Below are 19,066 nucleotides of genomic sequence, written 5' to 3'. Positions count from 1 at the left end.
AAGGATTATTGAAATAATTGATCTACCGGTTTAGCAATACTGTCAAAAGCAACTTCTTGTGGCTGGATCTCTGCGCCTGGACGTAGTTTCCCGGCACCTTTAGCTACAATTTTGTCACCTTTTTGTAAACCAGATTCTATAACATACAGGTTTCCAATAGCTGCTTTGGTTTCTATCGCAGCAGAAGATACTTTGTTTCCTTCGCCAACTTTATATGCTAATACTTTTCCTTGTTGTTCGAAAGTTGAGTTTTGTGGTACTACCGTTGCATCTTCGTAAGTCACCGGGATTTTGATCGTACCACTGTTACCGTTGGTAATAAGTTGATTAGGATTATCAAAGATCGCTCTAAAGCTCACCGTACCTGTATTTTGATTTACCTGTCCTGTTACGGTCTGGATCTTTCCTTTCTCTTCGTAAGTAGCTCCGTTAGTTAATACCAAAGAAACTTCAGGGAAGTTATCTACTTTTTCCTGGCGGTTTTCACCCTCAGTAGATTGGATAAAGTTTAGATAATCAGATTCGTTCATCGAGAAATAAGCATATACTTTCTCAATATCAGATACCGTAGTAAGTGGGGTCGTATCGTTTGGTCCTACAAGTGTTCCCTGTCTTAATCGAATGGAACCAACATAACCATCTACCGGGCTTTTTACAGTTGCATAACCAATACTAGCGCTAATACTTTCGTACTGACTTTTAGCCTGTTCTAGTTGTGCTTTTGCTGTTTCTAACTGCACTTCACTAATAATGTCTTTTTCTACTAGTGGAGCTAAACGGTCTACTTCTACCTGTGCAGCATTAACGCTTGCTTTTGCAGCATTGGCATCCTGGGTTAGCGATTGGGTTTCTAGTTTAAAAAGTGGCTGTCCTTTACGAACTTTTTCACCTTCGTCTACCAAAACCTCCTGGATGTATCCCTGTACTTTAGCACGTACATCACTGTTTACGATACCTTCGATTCTTGTAGGATACGAGTTGTATCCCGTTACCGTTTTAGTGGTAATTGTTACCACAGGTAAAGGCATTGCCTGTTGCTGTGCCTGTGCCTGCTGCTGGTTCGACTTATCATCTCCGCAAGAAATGAGCATAAGAACTCCAGCGGCAAGACCAATATAAGTTTTAATTGTTCTCATTATTAAATAATTAGGGGTAAGGATTATTAGATTTCTATTTTAGACATTTTGTTTATTACGCTCTCAATATTCACTTTTTGAGATTCTAAATACTCTCTGAATAGCAGTGCGATTTGCCCTGTGTTCTGAAACTTCTGAGTATTATTTGTTTTGTTGAAGTTTATGATTTTATCAATTAATTTAATTTCTTCAGTGATGTTTACATGATACTCTTCGAGTGTATTTTTTAAATAATAGGTACTGGCTCGAAAATATCTTTTACGATCACCGGGTTTTGTAAAATATTCTACTTTTTTAAGTTGTAAAAGATGATTTAAATGAGTAGAAACAGAGCTTTTACTGGCCTTTGTGATCGATAAGATCTCATCGAAAGTGTGCCCGTCTTTAGGTGATAGAATCATTATAGCATAGATTCTTGCAGCCAAAGGCGCTAATTGATGCACCTGTTCAAATCGCACTCCTATCTCCTCGATCAACTTCCCTTTTTCTTCTGAACAACAATTCATGATTCAAAATTTAGAAGTGCAAAGGTATGATTGGTTCGGAAACTACCGAACTAAATAAACTTAAAATAAAGTTAATTATTTTCTAGCGCGTAGAAAATCGAATTCATTGCTCTTCAAAAGGAACCCAATACGTATTACACTGCGATATTGATCGTACTCAATAAGATTTTCGTCGTAACCGGTAAACCATTCTAATACGATAAATTGGTTAACGCTATTAAAAGGATTGTATAAAATTCTTGGTCTCGCAGCACCTTTCCAGTCTAATGAAAGTCCTTTTTGAAGCATCAATTGCGCATAAAGTCTATTTGGGATAAACTCATAATCAAAATTTAACTGACCGTATCCAGAGTAATCCATAAGGTCTGGATTACTCTCTTTGTAGTAAAAAGGCAGCCAGGCTTTCACTCCTGCCACAAGTTTTTTAGAAATTGCCCGGTAATATTCTAAAGAAACAAAATTCCAACTACGAGAATAAATACTGTCGCGACCATTCGATTCGTGCTCTAAAGCCAGTGTTGCTAAAGAATTTACCCTGTTATCTTTGTCGTAGAAATATTTGGAATACGCAATTCCAGGATTAAAATTTATTTCTTCAAAAGGGCTGGAAAATTCGTAGATATTCCAGAAAGCCTTTTGGGTATATTTTAAAAATAAATAAGAATCCTGCGGCACTTTTTTTCTGAAAAGTAATTGCTTAAAACTTACCTGATATTTAGCGTCTGCAGTCTTTTTGCTAATCCCAGTATGCGTAGGAACGCCGGTAATAAAATAATTGTCTTTATGAATGGTGAAAGATGGAATCGTCTTTACACTATCCTGTAATTCTTCTTTTGTAAGTCGTTGTGCATAAACAGGTTTAAGTAGAAAACAGAAAGTAAATAAAGCAAAGAGGATTTTCATCAAAATAGAATTCAATTGTTGAGGTTGCCTTTAAAAAATAACAGTAAAAACCGATTTTTGAAAGTTTTAGAACTAGTTTTGCAAATTTAGGGCTTCGATTTTATTTATAGATTGGTTTAACAAATAAAAAAGCCCTGAAAAAACAGGGCTTAAATCTATATTTTTAAGCTGAAATTATTCGCCGTAAATACCAATTTTTAGCTCACCCTTTTTATTCATGGTAGCGCGGTACATCCCGGCAGTATTAAATTCCATCGCTACATTACCATCATGATCTATGGCAATGATTCCGCCATCGCCGCCCATTTCTGGTACTTTTTTCTGAATAACCTCAGCTGACGCTTCCTGTAAGCTGAATCCTTTATATTCCATTAGTGCTGAAATATCGTAAGCTACCACGCCACGTATGAAGAATTCTCCCCAACCGGTAGATGATACCGCACAGGTTGCGTTGTTAGCGTAAGTCCCGGCGCCTATGATGGGAGAATCGCCAATTCTATTCCATTTTTTATTGGTCATCCCGCCGGTAGAAGTTCCCGCTGCAAGATTTCCGTTTTTATCCAAAGCAGCGCAGCCTACGGTTCCAAATTTAGAATCTTTGATAAAACTATCGTAATTGGCAGCTGTTTTGTTTCCTGTTTTTTCTGCCTCGCGCTCTTTTACACGTTGTAAACTTTTAAATCGATTTTCAGTATAAAAGTAGCTTGGATCAACGATTTCTAGTCCGCGTTGCGCGGCAAATTCTTCCGCTCCTTTTCCGGCAAGCAGCACATGTTCAGAGTTTTCCATTACTTCATAAGCCAGGTTGATAGGATTTTTCACATTCGAAACTCCAGCGACTGCACCGGCATTTAAAGTTTCTCCATCCATAATAGAAGCATCCAGTTGGTTGGTTTCGTCATTTGCAAAAACTGCACCTTTAGCCGAATTGAACAATGGAGAATCTTCCATCACATTTATAGTTCGTTGCACCGCTTCGATCGCTGTCCCGCCATTTGCTAAAATTTCGTGACCTGTTCTTATGGCTTCTTCAAGTTTTACTTTGTAAGCTTTTTCAAGAGAATCGGTCATGTTTTTTTTGAGGATCGTACCAGCACCACCATGAATTACAATCCCAAAATTAGGAATACTATCATTTGTATTTTCGGTTGAGTTTTCTTCGGAAGTTGAAGAAGTAGCACTTTCTTTTTCTGAAGTTTCTCCGCAAGAAATAAAGGCGAAAATGCTAAAAAGAAGAAGTAGTTTTTTCATCGAATATTAGAGTTTAGATGGGTTGAAGTTATATAAATTAATTGAAATCTTTAAAATCGCGTTAGTGATAGCAGTGAAAAGCCCGTAAAGCACCTTTTTTGGCGCTGCGGACTTGCAACGAATAGCACGGTGGCCAAAAAAACGCAGTGATTTTGGCCAAACGCCCTAGTAATTATAAAACAGCATATACTTATAGAGTTTCTAAAAATCATCCTGAAATCGCCCAATCTTAGCCATAGTAAAGCGCCAGATATTTATCGAATCTTGGGTTTCTTTTGTTCATATTGTGTAATTTTAGATTCAAAAATTAAATTATGGCTGTAGCTAAACCTTTTAATCTTACCAAGTGGATCGAAGAGAACCGCGATACTTTGAAACCACCGGTTGGAAACCGAAATTTATACAGAGAAGCAGATGATTATATCGTGATGATCGTTGCCGGGCCAAATGCCAGAAAGGATTATCATTATAACGAAACTGAAGAATTATTTTACCAGCTGGAAGGGAATATCGAAGTTCATATTCAGGATGAAGGTGTGAAAAAAACCATGAAATTGGGGCCTGGAGATATGTATTTGAATCCGGCTAAAGTGCCACATTCACCAGTTCGTCACGAAAATTCTTTAGGATTAGTGGTAGAGCGTAAACGGGTGGATTTGCCGGGTGAAGATGGCTTGTTATGGTTTTGTGATCATTGTAATCATAAATTGCACGAAGTTTATTTTCCACTAGAAGATATCGAAAAAGACTTTTTAAAACACTTTAAAGACTTTTATGCTAGTGAAGACTTAAGAACCTGTGATAATTGTGGAGAGGTAATGCCAACCGATCCTCGTTTTGTGGCAGACGAAGATTAAGCAAACGAACAAACAAACCACACGCACAGAAAAAATGAGTCAAATCGCAAAAGATTTTGGAATTGATAAAGCCTTAGAAGAATTAGGGCTTAAAGATATAAACAATGGGACTTCGACTGGGAAAGATTTCTTTTCTGGCGGAGAAATTATCGAATCTTATTCTCCGGTTGATGGTGCTTTGATAGGAAAAGTAAAAGCCACCACACCTGAAGATTACGAAAAAGTAATCACTACGGCAGAAAAGGGATTTAAGGAATGGCGAACAATGCCGGCTCCGCAACGAGGTGAAGTTGTTAGAAAATTCAATGACGAATTACGCCGACTAAAAGAACCACTGGGAAAACTGGTTTCTTACGAAATGGGAAAATCGTATCAGGAAGGTTTAGGCGAAGTTCAGGAGATGATTGATATCTGTGATTTTGCAGTGGGATTATCACGTCAATTACACGGTTTAACGATGCATTCTGAACGTCCCGGACACAGAATGTACGAACAATACCATCCATTAGGAGTTGTTGGGATTATCTCGGCATTTAACTTTCCGGTAGCTGTTTGGTCGTGGAATACTGCTTTGGCTTGGGTTTGTGGCGATGCTTGTATCTGGAAAGGTTCAGAGAAAACTCCGCTTACCTCGGTAGCTTGCCAGAATATTGCTGCTCGTGTTTTTTCTGAAAACGGAGTGCCAGAAGGTATTTCCTGCTTGATCACCGGTGATTATAAAGTAGGTGAGTTGATGACCAAAGATGAGCGAATTCCTCTAATTTCTGCAACGGGTTCTACCAGAATGGGAAAAACCGTAGCGAAAGAAGTGGCCGGCCGATTAGGGAAATCGCTTTTAGAATTGGGCGGAAATAACGCGATTATCGTCACTCCAGATGCGAATATTAAAAATACGGTGATCGGTGCTGTTTTTGGAGCGGTAGGAACTTGCGGGCAACGTTGTACGTCCACCCGAAGATTAATTGTGCACGAAGATATTTACGATAAAGTGAAAAATGCGATCGTAGATGCTTATCAGCAAATTAAGATCGGGAATCCGTTAGATGAAAATAGTCACGTTGGGCCGCTAATCGATAAAGATGCGGTGAAAAATTACCAAGCTGCTTTAGAAAAAGTGGTAGAAGAAGGCGGTAAAGTTTTAGTAGAAGGTGGCGTTTTAGAGGGCGAAGGTTACGAGAGTGGCTGTTATGTAAAACCGGCAATTGCTGAAGCTGAGAATCATTTTGAAATCGTACAACACGAAACTTTTGCCCCCGTGCTTTATATTATGAAGTATAAAGGCGATGTAAGTAATGCACTAGAATTACAGAACGGCGTTCGCCAGGGACTTTCTTCAGCAATTATGACGAATAATTTACGAGAAGCCGAACGTTTCTTATCGGTTGAAGGTTCAGATTGTGGAATTGCGAATGTAAATATTGGAACTTCAGGAGCTGAAATTGGTGGCGCTTTTGGTGGTGAGAAAGAAACCGGTGGCGGTCGTGAATCTGGCTCTGATGCCTGGAAAGTCTATATGCGCAGACAAACCAATACGATCAATTACACGACAGAATTACCTTTAGCGCAAGGAATCAAATTCGATTTATAGCGCAAAAAATTAGTGCTGAAATTATACAATATCAACCTCGTAGTTTTTCTAAAATTACGAGGTTTTATTTTTTAGTTCTGTTTGCTTTCTAAACTCTTTTGGTGATCGATGCACGATTTGCTGAAAAGCATAACTAAATGCTGAAAGGCTGTTGTAACCGCAGCTGTAAGCAATTTCAGTGATCGAAAGATCGGTTTGCAAGAGCATTTCCATACTTTTAATGGTGCGCGAAAGTTTTACGTATTGCAAAAACGAAGTTTCCATATTTCCCTGAAACAGGCGTGAAAGTGTGCGTGAACTTTGCCCAAATTCTTCGGCGATTTTATCTAAATATAGCGGCTGATCGATATGTTGATGAATGTATTTTAATATTGGTCGTAAAGATTCATTTTCGGTAGTAGGTAAAACAATGGGCAAAGGATTTTCAGCAGCATCTAAAACAATATTCTTTAGCGCTAATAAAAATTCTAACTGAGATTTATCTTTTTTAGTAACATCTCCGCGCCATTTTTCCGTATAATAGATCATTTCCATCAATAGATCGGTTACGGGAAAAATGCCGCCACGTTCCTGTAATTTATGGTCTTTCGGGATCACCCATATTGGGAAGAAAATATTCCGAACAAATTTTACTGAAGTCCGTGAAATTACGTTGTGTTCTCGCCCTGCCGGGATCCAGATAAAATGCCTTGCCGGGAAAAAGTATGATTTGTTCCGGGTATTTAAAAAAGCAACGCCACCTTCTACATAGCTCATTTGGTGTTTATTGTGGCTGTGCATTGGCAATTGTTCTTCAATTTTAGTGTGATGCACAAAAAAGCTATCAGGATCACGCTTTACTTTCTCTAAAAATGGATGCATTGCAAGGTAACTTCAGAAATTAACATTGGCTGAAATTATAAAATATTTGGCTAATTTTTGAAAATAAGACTTGAAGATATGGCAGAAATTTGCAAAATGAAATTTAAAGAAGTGAACGACAGAATTATAAAACTTACTTTAAGTCTCTTTTTGTTGAATTTTAGTCAGTTGGCAGTCGCGCAGGTCACTCAGGATAGCATTTCGCTAAGTCTTGAAGAAGCCTGGAATCGCGCTAACACCTACAGCAAAGAGATTCGGTTAAGAGGTCTTGATAAAGAAATTGGTAAGGAGAACGTGATTAACGTTAAGCGTCAACGTTTACCGCACGTAGAAGTAGAAGGAAGTTATGGGCAGCTTTCTAATATCCCGATTTTTGTGGATGGAATTAGAAATGATGCCGAATACATTCATTTAGAAGATCATACCACATATAACGCAGGAGTACAGGCGTATTTCAATATTTATAACGGAAATAAAACCAATCTACAGATTTCTGAAGCTGAAACAAGGCAGGAATTATTAACGTATCTGGAAGAAGAAACTGCATCTGCCATTCATTATCGTGTCGCTGAAGCTTATTTAGATATGCAGCGTTCGATGGAATTTAAGCAGTTAATTCTTCAGAATATCGAAAGAAATGAAAAGCGCTTAGACCAGATCACGAAATTGTATGAAAATGGCGTGGTTTTAAAAAGTGACCTTTTGCGTGCAAAACTTCAGCTTTCAAGACAACAAACCAATTTGTTGGAGATGAAAAATAATGTAGAGTTGGCCACGCAATCGCTAAACATTCTGGTAGGTTTTGAAGATGAACAGCCTATAAAACCTGTAGATAGCATACAGGTAAATATGCTAAAAGCTGAACAAACTTATCGTGATTATGTGAATGATGCGCTGGAAGTTTCGCCAAGATCCAGAATTGCTGAAAAGCAGATCGAAATGCGCGAACTTCAGGAAGAAGAGTTGAAAGCCGATAAATTGCCAAGAATAGGATTGTTTGGAGATTACACGTATTCGTACCCGCAAATTCAGTTGTATCCTTACGAGACAGCTCCATATCTTTTGGGAATTGCCGGGATACAGTTAACCTACGATCTTTCAGCTTTATATCACGATAAACACAAAGAAGAAGCTGCAAAAATAGCGGTAGAGCGTCAAAAATTAGAGCAGCAAAATACCGAAGATCAGCTTCGAAAAGGTGTAAAAGCTTCCTATAAACATTTACAGGAAGATCTGGAGAAAATTGAAATTGCGAAGATGAATATCGACCAGGCGCAGGAAAGTTACCGAATCGTGAACCAAACTTATTTCAATCAGCTTTCCTTACTTACCGATCTTTTAGAAGCAGATACGCAATTATTACAGGCGAAATTCGAACTGGTAAACAATAGAATTTCAGCAAGATTACATTACTACCAACTACTAAAAATAACAGGCGAATTATAATGAGCGATAAAATTAAGAAATACGAAAATATAGATAAGGCAGCAGTAAAAACAACATATATCGTTGCACTAATCGTGTTGCTGGCGCTTATCATTTGGGGCGTGTTTGCATTAGTCAACTTTTGGAAATACGAACAAACCAACGATGCGCAGGTTAAAGAATATATTAACCCGATCTTGAGCAGATCTAACGGATACGTTCAGGAAATTAGGTATAGCGATCATCAAAAAGTAGCGAAAGGCGATACGCTAATCGTTTTAGATAAAGATGAAGCGAATGTGAGTTTGCAAGAAGCCGAAGCTGCTTTAGCTTCCGCAGAAGCTCAACTAAAAGTTTTAGAAAGCAATGTAGGAACGGCAAGCAGTAACGCCAGTGTGAGCGAGGCAAAAATTAGTGCTGCAGAAGCCGAATTATGGCAACAGCAGCAAGAATTTAATCGTTACAAGAAGTTGCTTGAGGGAGAAGCGGTTACCCAACAACAATTCGAAAATGTAAAAACCAGGTTAGAAGTTGCAAAATCGAATGTTGAAGCAATTAAAAACACCTACGATGCTTCGCAAGGAAGAACCCGAGATGTAAATGCGCAGATCGCGGTGGCGAAAGCTAATATTCAGCAGCGAAAATCTACTTTAGAGCGTGTAAAACTGGATATGAAATATTCGGTTATCGTGGCGCCATCAGACGGTTATATGGGAAAAAAGAATTTGCAGGAAGGCCAATATGTTCAAAAAGGGCAAACCATTGGTTTTATTGTAGATCAAAACCAGGGAAAATGGATCGTGGCAAATTTTGAAGAAACTCAGATCGCAAAAATGCAGGAAGGCCAGGAAGCGACCATCACGGTAGATGCGTATCCCGATGAAACCTTCCACGGAAAAATAGAATCACTTTCGCCGGCAACAGGATCTGAATTTTCTTTGTTACCAACCAATAACGCCACCGGAAACTTTGTAAAGATCACGCAGCGTTTCCCGGTTAGAATTCTGTTTACAGATGATGCTTCAAAATTGCAAAAACTTCGTGCAGGGATGAATGCTGAGGTTTTTGTACCAAAATCTTAAGTTATGCCGAGTGCAAAAAATAGTGATGTTTTTAAAAGCTGGGTGCCAGATTGGTTAATTTTAGTAGGCATTTTTTTATTTCTAATTCCGATTGCTTCGGTATTGGGAATTTATATGGCCGGGATCAATAGCGCTGCAAGTTATTATGGGATCGATGCGATCGATGTTCGCCTGTCTGTGGTGATCTTTTACCTGGCGATCGTTTGTGCTTTCCCGATAGAAAAACATTTTTTTAATCGGTTTTCATCGAGGCCATATTTGGTGGGATGCGCATTAATTTACGTGGCGATCAATCTCATTTTATATTCTACAAGTAGTTTTGCAGTTTTATTGATTCTGCGATTTTTTGGCGGTGTGTTATCGCTAAGTTTTATTGGAATAAGTTTTAGTATGATCTTTAGGCAATTTCACGCGCAACGTAGTCGGGTTTTGGGATATGCAACCTTGTATTCTTCATTATTTGCAACGGCACCATTAGCGCAAATCTTAGATGCTTATGTGTTTACTGAATACGATTTCAACACGATCTTTCTGGTAAAGATCTATGCTTTGATTCCGGGATTATTATTGTTTTTATTTATGCTGAAACCAAAGATCGATCTACGTCCAGAAGGGAAGATTCCGTTTAAAAATGTAGACTGGAAGAGTTTTGTATTGCTGGCAACTCCGCTAATTTTAATCGCTTATATTTTATTGTACGGCCAATATTATCATTGGTTAAAAAGTATACGAATCACACTTTGTATGATCGCTTTTGTGTTTTTTACAATGCTTTTTGTGATAAGACAATTAAAGCTGAAAGATCCTTATATCGATCTTGGTGTTTTTAAAACCAGAAATTTTAGGATCGGGATGCTGTTGCTTATTGCATTTTATTTTGCAAAAGGTGATACTAGCGCGCTCTATGGTTTCTTCGGAAATAGTGTGAATTTAGATATGTATAATCAGGGATATGTGATGCTGATCAATGCCGTGGGGATTATTGTTGGCGCAGCTTTAACCGCTAGATTTATTCTGGCTAAAATGAATATCAGGCTAATTTGGATCACTGGGTTTGCTGCCTTATTGGGATATCATTTGCTGAGTTTAAATGTGCTTGCCAATCAGGCTGAAATGAGTGATCTTTTGCTGCCTTTGTTTTTACAGGGTTTTGGTAACGGAAGTTTAATTTTATCGATCGTAATGTTTTATGTAACCGCCGTACCGCCAAACATAGGATTTTCAGCATCGGTAACCGGTGTGGCGTTTCGGTTTTTTACGTTTACCGCAAGTATGGCGCTGGTTTCGTTTATGAGTTTGCATCAACAAAAAGTACATCAACAATCTTTTGCTGAACATTTAACAGCCGATAATCCTATTGCAATGCAACATATTGCTGAATATTCCCAAGTTTTACAACAAGAAGGAAATCTGGTTGAATCGCCTAATGCATCAAATGCGTTGCTGAGTCGGGAAGTTGGCAAGCAAACCAACCTGATGTTTGTTAGAGATTACTTTATTTATATGAGTGTCTTTATAGGTGTGGTAATGCTGGCGATCGCATTGATTCCGCATTTTCACTATCATATTAGAAAGATAGGAGCGAAGTTAATTCCGATTTAAACTTTAACGAGATTTTTCTAAAATTTTATAATTCCGGTTTTCGATCCTTAGGTCTCCCCAAGCTTATTGATCGAAGCCGGAATTATTCTTTTTGGTTGTTTTTATAACCAAATATGAAATTCCAATGACTGCAATGATTAGGCATAAAGGGGAATAAAATGTGGTATCCAAACTTGCGAATTCAGTTTCTGTAACCTGTTTGAAAAAGCCAACAAACCTAAAATCACCTATTGATCTTATCAAAAATATAATAGGTATTGTCCAAAGCATTAAATTTCGGATAGAATCTAAGATTTTGTTTTTTAATGGTTTCTGGGAAAAGTGGTAAACAAAGCCAAAGAGTAGCAATAATGATCCAATTACAATACAATCAATCGTACTCGGTTTGAGAATTTTGATTCCTTGTTCATTACTAGGAATTGCGATTTCGAAACCCCATTTCCCACCAAGTGACCAATAAAAATGAATGATTGAAAGAATGAAAAATATAATTGTCAATATTCTGGCAAGTATGCTTTTCATTTTTTTTCGGTTGATGCAAATTTCAGAAAAAAATTACTTAGTTTTCTTGACGTATTGCGTTAGGATCACAATATGTTGTCCTTCAACACGACCTTCAATTTGTTCAGCATTATCCCAAACTAAAGAAATACGATGAACGGCCGTACCACGTTTTGCCGTAAAATTAGCCCCTTTTACATCCAGATCTTTGATAAGTACAACCGAGTCGCCATCTGCTAAGATGTTTCCGTTGCTGTCTTTATGAATAATTTTTTCAGCTTCATCTTCGGTTTCTTCAGTAGATTTTGCCCAGGTTAAAGCTTCTTCATCCAGATACATCATATCTAATAGATCCTGCGGCCAGCCTTCGCTACGTAAGCGATTCAGCATTCGCCAGGCAACGATTTGTACCGGTAAATGCTCGCTCCACATACTTTCGTTTAAACAACGCCAGTGATTAGGATCTACTTTTTCTGGATCTTCAATTTGCGCTACACAATTCTTACAAGCATAGATCGAATCGTCTAAAGTACCTTTAGAAGTTGGCGGTACCTGATAGATCTGTAAGTCGTGTTCGTAACCACATAATTCACATTTGTTGCCACTACGGTCTGCTAATCGTTTTTCAAGTACGCTCATTTTTCTAAAAATTTCTGCAAAAATACATTTTATTCTAGCTTATAAGCCGGAATATTACATTTTGTTAAAATTAGAGCTTTTTGGCATTGATTTTTTTGAAGAATTCGGTTCGATAGGTGTCGCCAAGCGGAAGATCTTTTCCGTTTATCCAAACCTCAAAATTGTCGGTTTTTTCGATCTTATTTAGGGCTATGATATACGATTTGTGAATTTTAATGAAGTTTTCTTCAGGCAAACTTTGCTGAATCTTTTTCAAAGTATTGTAAGTTACTAACTGCTCTTTTTCAGTATGAATTACCACGTAATTTTTGATACTTTCAGCATAAAGAATATCGTCTAATTTCACTTTTTGAAAGCGATTTTTCCCATCGGTCTTCACAAAAAAATAGTCTTCAGAATCTATAATTTCGGGTTGTATTTCCGTAGAAATTTTCTTTTTTACTTTTTCGACAGCTTCGATAAATCTTGGGAATGCGATAGGTTTTAGCAAATAATCTATCGCATTTACCTGAAATCCTTCTACAGCAAATTGTGCGTAAGCCGTTGTAAAGACGATATTGGTTGTTTCGCCGATCATTTTTGAAAGTTGAATTCCCGTAAGATCGGGCATTTGAATATCCAGAAAAACCAGCTGAGGTTCGTGTTTTTTTATGAGATCTAAACCTTCTAAAGCATCGGTGGCTGAAGCAATAAGTTCTATTCCTTTCATTTTGCCAACAAAAGTTTCCAGCACTTTAATTGCCGGTGGTTCGTCGTCGATAATGATACATTTTATAGTTTCTGCCATTATTTGAGAGGAAATTGAAGGTTTACAAAATAACGATCGTCTTTGCTGAAATGTTCTAAACTATAGTTTTTGCCGAAAAGCAAAGCGAGGCGCTGCTCGATATTCTTGTACCCAATACCAGATTCATCATAATTTTCCTGGGATTTAAAATAGTTTTCAACCTTAAAATGAAGCTGATTTTTATCGATTTTCAATAGGATATTTACAGGTTTTTCCGGCTGATTCAAAATGCCGTGTTTAAAAACATTTTCTACAAAGTGAATTAAAAGCAAAGCCGGGATTTTCTCGCTCCCAACCTGATCTGGAAAAGTGGTTTTTATAAAAAGCTGATTCGAAAACCGTCGCTGAAATAGATTAATATAGTTATTTATAAAATGAATTTCGTCTTTCAGTAACACGTATTCATCTTCGTTTTCGTAGGTGATATAACGTAACATTTCAGACAATTTTAAAATATCATCGCTAAGTTTTTCGTCTACCACCAAAGCATCAGCATAAAAACTGTTGAGAGTATTGAATAAAAAATGCGGACTCAACTGCGACTTTAAAATCTGAAGTTCAGCCTGTTTTTTTCCTAAACTCAGCTCGCTGATCTTTTGATTAATACTGAACTGATATTTTACGAAATAAAAGATCAAACTCAGTAAAAATATCCTGATTGCGTAGTACGAATTATCGAAAATATAGAATAATGGTTTGCGCGAATTAGGATAATAATTGTGCTCACCGGTAAAAGTGTATAAGATCACTTCTTCTAATAAATAGCGTATTCCGGCGAAATACAGCAAACTAAAAATGAGCCCTAAGAACAGCAATCCCCATTTTTTCTGCGGAATTGTTTTGGGTGCAATAAAACTATACACCAGGTAAAACAAACTCACTTGCAAAATTGTGAATTCCAGGTCACGCAAATTAAATTTTGTAAAACCCTGAAGCACAATTTCTGCAAACACGTCCATTGCAAAAAAGAGTAACCAAAAGATAATATGATATGTGATTTCCTGCTTTTTGGTCATATTGGGTAAAGTAACTAATAATTCTTAAAGCTCGTTGAATTTTACCAGTTCAAATTCTGGTGTGCTCTCGTAAAGCCAGTTTAAAATTGCTATGTGGGCTGCACCAAAAATTACCAGAATCCGGTCATCTGGAGTATGTTCAATTCTTTGGATCTTTCTAAAAATTCTAAGATTACGGTTCATCCATAACATTGAAAGTGCATCGGGACCTTCCATTTCTTCTGAAGTAAACTGTCCGCCTGAAATATATGCCCCAAAAGCGCGATCTAAAACCTTATCCGAATTCATGTATTTAAATGTTTCTAATAAGCTGTTTTGAAACGCTAAAGTGTCTTTATAGGCATAGAAATTTTTATAGCGTTTCATCATCTCGTCATCTCCTCCAAAATAATGTCGGTTTGCAATACTATCCAGATACGAATTTGTATTGGAGAATTCTTTTGTTCGTGTAGTTTTATACAGTAGATCCCCACTATCCACACCATAAATTGTGTCCAGCCCAAAACGATCTGCCAATCGCATTCCAATTTGGCTTCGTTCACTAGCGTAAAGTTCAGCTTTTCCTGACTTGTATGCTTTCCAGTTTTTTATAAATTTTGAGGAATTATAAGTTTCAATCATGATCTTGGTGGGTTTAAATTTACTGATGTAGTCCAATAATTCCTGAAGTTCTTTTTGGCGTTTTTCAGAGTAAATATTGACTTTCTGATCTTCAGCAGCTTTGTGGACATCAAGCCCCGGATAATTAAAATGAAAACTCCCCACTAAAAGTACTTTTGGAACCTGCTCACCTTTCCGAAGAAATTCATCTGGATCTTTAAAATCGCTCTGCGAGAATAATTGGGAAGAAATAAAACTGATTAAAATTGAAATAAGAATACTTTTCATAACTGTTCGTTATTTGATTTGCCTCAAAACTATAAAGCCTCTTCCTTTTTATTTTTGAGAAAAAACAAACCCCCCAATTTTATAGGATGAAATTGGTTATTTATACAATCAATTTTTTGAAAGCTGATTGCTTTTCTCGAAAATCGAGATTTTATATTCTAAGGATTGCCTCGAAAGAAGAACAAATTTTCTAATAAATGCTTTTTGGATTGCTCTAAGGAAGTTTGCTAAATTCCACGATCTGGTCGATCCAATTCGAAGTGTTTTGCAGGTAAAGATCTGGTGTGATTCCCTTGGTTTCGTATTGGTGTAAATTATTGTTTTCATGTTTGGTTGAAAAACTAACATTAAAGCCTAAACAGTCTGTTTTTGCTGAAAAAGATTTATTTCCATAGCCATATTCCAACATACCGCGAGAATTTTCGCCTGCAATGATACTTCGTTTATCTTTTTTTAGCTGAAGAGCAACAAGTTCGGCTGCACTGGCAGTTTTAAAATTAATCAGTACGAATATATGCCTGATATTCTCGTTTTTTTGAAGTGATTTTATCAGTGGTTCAGCCTGTTTTATAGCGCCGCCGGCATTGTTTCTTAAATCGATGATCAGGTTTTCTTTGCTAAGCTTTTCAAGATGATCTTCGTAAAAAACCTGTGCTTCTTTCATCAAATTTCGGGTTCTGCTTAAAGTTTTGATACCTATATAATCAAAGTCGGCATTTATCGATCTAAAATTGAAATTCTGTTCGTGATTTACATGAAAAAAGTATTGATTGGCTTTGTTCCAAAAAGTACCCTGAATTCGTCCATTTTCGATTTTGATATTATTTTGATACGAAAGAATTCCGTTCGCGAAAAACTCGAAGATCTCAAAGCTTCCATCTTCAGTTTTGTTGATTTTCAGCCTCATTTTTCCTTTTTTCCATCCTTCAGAAGCCGATTTCAAAGTAATTCCAAGCCATAAACTGTCATTTTCTTTTTTTAGAAAAATTTGATCTCTACCAGCGTGATAAATTCCGGAGATATTATCCTCAATTTTGGTGGTGTCGATGCTCTTTTTGTAAGTCGGGATATTTTCAGCAAGATCTTCTGGAACCTTATAAATCTGGTTGTGCCGATCTTTGATAAATGAGGCATATTTTTGCAAATACCCGGCACAAAAGTATTCGCTAAGCTCATCTTGTTTAATTTCAGTGATAATTTTTTCTTTCCATTGCTGAAATTCCTGTTCTCGATTTTCTTTTTTAATCTGAATTTTATAGCTTTTTGAATGCTGAATTAATGCTGAAATCTCCTCTAATGCTGAAATACAATTACAGTCTGAATGTTGTCCAAAAGCGGTAAAACTTCCGAAGAAAAATAGCATCAGAATTAAAGATTTTTGAATGTTTTTTGAAAAAAGAATACTGTAGATGTTGATCGATATTGCCATAGTGATGAACTTAAAAAATAGAGTTTAAAAATATCGAATATTGACTTTTGATTGTTTCAAATAATTCGAAACCAGGGTTTTTCAGGATGAAACAGGGGATTTTCAAAACGAATTCTAAAAGTAGCTGCCAAAAACGTATAACTTCAGTTTAGGTTAAGTCTTAAAACAATGATAACTTGGATAGTCGTCTGCTATAATTTTTTTAATTTGGAGCTTCAATTAAAAAATCAACAATGAGCATTTTCAGTAAAGACACAATCGAGGAAGAGCATAAAAAGAAACAGGAAGATTTTAAGGAAGAAGATGTAGATCGCGTTCTGGAGGACGAGGAGGAAATAAAATCTAAGTTTGAAAATAAGAATGCGTTGCGCCGTTATTTTGATGATGCGCAGATATTATTTAGTTTGGTGCGTGATTATGCAAGTGGCGAATATCGCGAAATTCCGTTTAACATTGTTGCTGCGGTAGGTGCTGCTTTGTTGTATGTGTTGTCGCCAATTGATTTAATTCCAGATTTTATCCCGGTAATTGGATATTTAGATGATGCTGCGGTAATTGCTTTTTGCCTTAGTTTGATCGAGAGAGATCTTGCGGCTTATAAGGTTTGGAAAGATGCGAAATCGTAAAAAATAAAAAGTGTTCAGAAAAATAAAAGTCCGCTGCTAAGCGGACTTTCTTATTTTCTATTCAGAATTAGATAATTCCGTTATTTTCTACCCATTTAAAAGTATATTGATCTTGCGGAATTGCAATACGATCTGCGATTCTCGTCATTCTATCTGGTAATTTCATTAAATAATCACGAGCTTTTTCAGCTTCATCGGTAAGCGCTCTCATTTTATCGATCTCCCAGTAAGCATTTAGTTTCTTAAGGATCTCGATATAATCGTAAGTGGTATAAACACCAAGACGTTGTGCTGCATTCGAGAAATTTTCGAAAGCCTGTGCAATACCTTCGCCACTTTCTCTTAAAAACTGCGCTGGCATAACGATCTTCTTTTTCATCATGTCGTGAAATGCTAACATCATTTCGCTAGGATCGTGCTCAAAAATAGTTTTCACAAATTCACGATAGGCCATATAGTGGCGCATTTCGTCTCCTGCGATGATATTACACATTTTTCCCAGCATTTTATTTCCTTTTTTCTTAGCTAACTGTCCCACTCGCTTGTGAGAAATATTTGTTGCTAATTCCTGGAAACTGGTATAAACGAAGTTTTTATAAGGATCTCTACCGGTACCAATATCAAAACCATCATTAATTAAATGTTGTGTGGTTTTTTCTATTTCGCGCATGTTTACACGACCCGATAAATAAAGATATTTGTTTAATGCGTCACCGTGACGATTTTCTTCACCCGTCCAGTGTCTTACCCATTTAGACCAAGGGTTTTGTTCACCATCGGCACGACGTTGCTGGTCTACACCTTCTACATCCATAAGCCAGCTTTCGTAAGTAGGCAGGGCTTCTTCAGTAACCATATCTGCTACAAGTACCACCCAAAAATCATAACCTAATTCTTTTGCTTCTTCACGTATTTGTTTAACGTTCTCCAGTCCTTCTTCCCCTTGTAGATTAGGCAAAAGATCTGTTGGTTGCCAAATATCATCGACGGGAATCAGATATTGGTCAATAAAACCATCTACTTTACTTTCGATAGTTTTCATCACTTCAAGTCTTATGTTTTCTAGGGCCATTATTTTTGTATGTTACTGTAAATTAAGAATTTTTATCTTATTTACAGAGTTGTTAGCAATATAAAATGCAATAATCATGCTAGTAATTAATCTACTAATACACGGTTTGCAAATTAAAGGGAAATACATTGAATTACAAAGTGCTAAATATTTTGTGGTATTCTTTTAATTTCTTCCGTTCTCATTTGGATATAAAGTGTATACAGGATCGCTTTGCCAAACTTCCTTAGTGTTTACTTCTAGCGCAGAAATACTTCCTTTAAAAGCAGCACCGGTATCTACATTCCAAATATTGGCTTTATTTACCGGGAAAGTCTCTCCAATCCTGGTAACGGGGGTGTGCCCAATAAAAATCTCTTTAAAGATCTGTAGTCGTTTAGGATAAAGATCGCTGGTTTCTTCGATAGAGGTATCTAATGCCAACGCCATTTCCCATAACGTGCGATCCCAGTAAAAACCGGTGTCATAATATTCACTTTCCGGGCCATGTAAATTGGTAAACCCCGCATGCACAAATAGTCGATTTTGGTCGTCTACATAATAATTTTGCATTTCAGAAAAGAAACGTAAATGTTGCTCTATTTCTTCAGAAGATAGTTTTGCATACCCATCGATGCTACTTTGCCCACCATGCATCACCCAACGATCGGTCATCGTTCCGTTTTTTAGGTATTGATGCGTAAGATCGTCATGATTTCCTCGCATAAAAATACAATCGAATTCTTTGCCAAGTTCAATTAAATAAGAAACTACTTGTGCAGATTCACTCCAGCCATCTACATAGTCTCCCAGGAAAATGATCGTATCTTCTGCAGTTATTTTTACTATATCGTGTAATAATTGTTTTAATGCTTTTAATCCCCCGTGTATATCGCCAATGGCTAGCGTTCTACCCAT

At 37.0% G+C, this 19,066-nt stretch carries 19 protein-coding genes; 6 read left to right on the top strand and 13 right to left on the bottom strand.

The annotated features are described in order from the left end of the window. Positions 1 to 5 precede the first annotated feature (5 nt). The 4 genes from BM201_RS01810 to BM201_RS01795 form a co-directional block, all read right to left on the bottom strand. On the bottom strand, positions 6 to 1,136 hold the full coding sequence (locus tag BM201_RS01810; protein WP_092539684.1) for an efflux RND transporter periplasmic adaptor subunit: 1,131 nt from the start codon (positions 1,134 to 1,136) through the stop codon (positions 6 to 8). A 26-nt stretch (positions 1,137 to 1,162) separates the two neighbouring features. Next, entirely contained in the window at positions 1,163 to 1,642 is a 480-nt protein-coding gene (locus BM201_RS01805) for a GbsR/MarR family transcriptional regulator (protein ID WP_092539683.1), read from the bottom strand. 75 nt (positions 1,643 to 1,717) lie between these two features. Continuing rightward, positions 1,718 to 2,545 carry a phospholipase A gene (locus BM201_RS01800; RefSeq protein ID WP_092539682.1) on the bottom strand — a complete coding sequence of 276 codons (828 nt, stop codon included), beginning with the start codon at positions 2,543 to 2,545 and terminating at the stop codon, positions 1,718 to 1,720. 174 nt (positions 2,546 to 2,719) lie between these two features. Then, positions 2,720 to 3,796, bottom strand: a complete 1,077-nt coding sequence (locus tag BM201_RS01795) for an isoaspartyl peptidase/L-asparaginase family protein (RefSeq protein WP_092539681.1) — start codon at positions 3,794 to 3,796, stop codon at positions 2,720 to 2,722. Positions 3,797 to 4,110: 314 nt separating this feature from the next. On the opposite strand from BM201_RS01795, the gene BM201_RS01790 reads away from it, so the two are divergent. Then, positions 4,111 to 4,653, top strand: a complete 543-nt coding sequence (locus BM201_RS01790; protein WP_041578510.1) for a 3-hydroxyanthranilate 3,4-dioxygenase — start codon at positions 4,111 to 4,113, stop codon at positions 4,651 to 4,653. A gap of 34 nt (positions 4,654 to 4,687) precedes the next feature. Beyond that, positions 4,688 to 6,241, top strand: a complete 1,554-nt coding sequence (amaB, locus tag BM201_RS01785) for an L-piperidine-6-carboxylate dehydrogenase (RefSeq protein WP_092540578.1) — start codon at positions 4,688 to 4,690, stop codon at positions 6,239 to 6,241. Between the two features lie 54 nt (positions 6,242 to 6,295). Here the strand turns inward: amaB and BM201_RS01780 are convergent, their stop codons facing one another. Beyond that, complete coding sequence (locus BM201_RS01780; protein WP_092539680.1) at positions 6,296 to 7,102, bottom strand: helix-turn-helix domain-containing protein; 807 nt, start codon at positions 7,100 to 7,102, stop codon at positions 6,296 to 6,298. Positions 7,103 to 7,198: 96 nt separating this feature from the next. Here BM201_RS01780 and BM201_RS01775 point away from each other — a divergent pair, with 96 nt between their 5' ends. Genes BM201_RS01775 through BM201_RS01765 form a run of 3 tightly spaced genes read left to right on the top strand, consistent with a single transcriptional unit; the run spans position 7,199 to position 11,211 of the window. Next, a complete protein-coding gene (locus BM201_RS01775; RefSeq protein ID WP_092540576.1) occupies positions 7,199 to 8,548 on the top strand; it encodes a TolC family protein in 1,350 nt (449 codons plus the stop codon). Further along, on the top strand, positions 8,548 to 9,609 hold the full coding sequence (locus BM201_RS01770; RefSeq protein WP_092539679.1) for an HlyD family secretion protein: 1,062 nt from the start codon (positions 8,548 to 8,550) through the stop codon (positions 9,607 to 9,609). The genes BM201_RS01775 and BM201_RS01770 overlap by 1 nt, the downstream gene beginning before the upstream one ends. A gap of 3 nt (positions 9,610 to 9,612) precedes the next feature. Further along, a complete protein-coding gene (locus tag BM201_RS01765) occupies positions 9,613 to 11,211 on the top strand; it encodes an MFS transporter (RefSeq protein ID WP_092539678.1) in 1,599 nt (532 codons plus the stop codon). Positions 11,212 to 11,274: 63 nt separating this feature from the next. On the opposite strand, the gene BM201_RS01760 is transcribed toward BM201_RS01765, so the two are convergent. The 6 genes from BM201_RS01760 to BM201_RS01735 form a co-directional block, all read right to left on the bottom strand. Next, positions 11,275 to 11,733 carry a DUF3995 domain-containing protein gene (locus BM201_RS01760; protein WP_092539677.1) on the bottom strand — a complete coding sequence of 153 codons (459 nt, stop codon included), beginning with the start codon at positions 11,731 to 11,733 and terminating at the stop codon, positions 11,275 to 11,277. A 33-nt stretch (positions 11,734 to 11,766) separates the two neighbouring features. Continuing rightward, positions 11,767 to 12,351 (bottom strand): PhnA domain-containing protein, encoded by a 585-nt coding sequence (locus tag BM201_RS01755; protein ID WP_092539676.1) that lies wholly within the window; start codon positions 12,349 to 12,351, stop codon positions 11,767 to 11,769. A 70-nt stretch (positions 12,352 to 12,421) separates the two neighbouring features. Then, the gene (locus BM201_RS01750; RefSeq protein ID WP_092539675.1) at positions 12,422 to 13,138 is read right to left on the bottom strand and encodes a LytR/AlgR family response regulator transcription factor; all 717 of its coding nucleotides are present in this window, start codon (positions 13,136 to 13,138) and stop codon (positions 12,422 to 12,424) included. Beyond that, positions 13,138 to 14,154 (bottom strand): sensor histidine kinase, encoded by a 1,017-nt coding sequence (locus BM201_RS01745; RefSeq protein ID WP_092539674.1) that lies wholly within the window; start codon positions 14,152 to 14,154, stop codon positions 13,138 to 13,140. The genes BM201_RS01750 and BM201_RS01745 overlap by 1 nt, the downstream gene beginning before the upstream one ends. Positions 14,155 to 14,178: 24 nt before the next feature. Continuing rightward, complete coding sequence (locus tag BM201_RS01740; RefSeq protein WP_092539673.1) at positions 14,179 to 15,042, bottom strand: DUF5694 domain-containing protein; 864 nt, start codon at positions 15,040 to 15,042, stop codon at positions 14,179 to 14,181. Positions 15,043 to 15,256: 214 nt separating this feature from the next. Further along, complete coding sequence (locus BM201_RS01735; RefSeq protein WP_092539672.1) at positions 15,257 to 16,471, bottom strand: S41 family peptidase; 1,215 nt, start codon at positions 16,469 to 16,471, stop codon at positions 15,257 to 15,259. Positions 16,472 to 16,704: 233 nt separating this feature from the next. Here BM201_RS01735 and BM201_RS01730 point away from each other — a divergent pair, with 233 nt between their 5' ends. Beyond that, positions 16,705 to 17,097, top strand: a complete 393-nt coding sequence (locus tag BM201_RS01730; protein ID WP_092539671.1) for a YkvA family protein — start codon at positions 16,705 to 16,707, stop codon at positions 17,095 to 17,097. Positions 17,098 to 17,164: 67 nt separating this feature from the next. On the opposite strand, the gene BM201_RS01725 is transcribed toward BM201_RS01730, so the two are convergent. Together BM201_RS01725 and BM201_RS01720 are read right to left on the bottom strand one after the other, a co-directional pair. Continuing rightward, positions 17,165 to 18,169 carry an acyl-ACP desaturase gene (locus tag BM201_RS01725; protein WP_092539670.1) on the bottom strand — a complete coding sequence of 335 codons (1,005 nt, stop codon included), beginning with the start codon at positions 18,167 to 18,169 and terminating at the stop codon, positions 17,165 to 17,167. Between the two features lie 165 nt (positions 18,170 to 18,334). Continuing rightward, positions 18,335 to 19,066 (bottom strand): metallophosphoesterase, encoded by a 732-nt coding sequence (locus BM201_RS01720; RefSeq protein ID WP_092539669.1) that lies wholly within the window; start codon positions 19,064 to 19,066, stop codon positions 18,335 to 18,337.

Source organism: Zunongwangia mangrovi (genome assembly GCF_900112105.1).
GTDB lineage: Bacteria > Bacteroidota > Bacteroidia > Flavobacteriales > Flavobacteriaceae > Zunongwangia > Zunongwangia mangrovi.
Note: the sequence above shows the minus strand (reverse complement) of the source record. Positions and strands in the feature narration are given on the sequence as shown.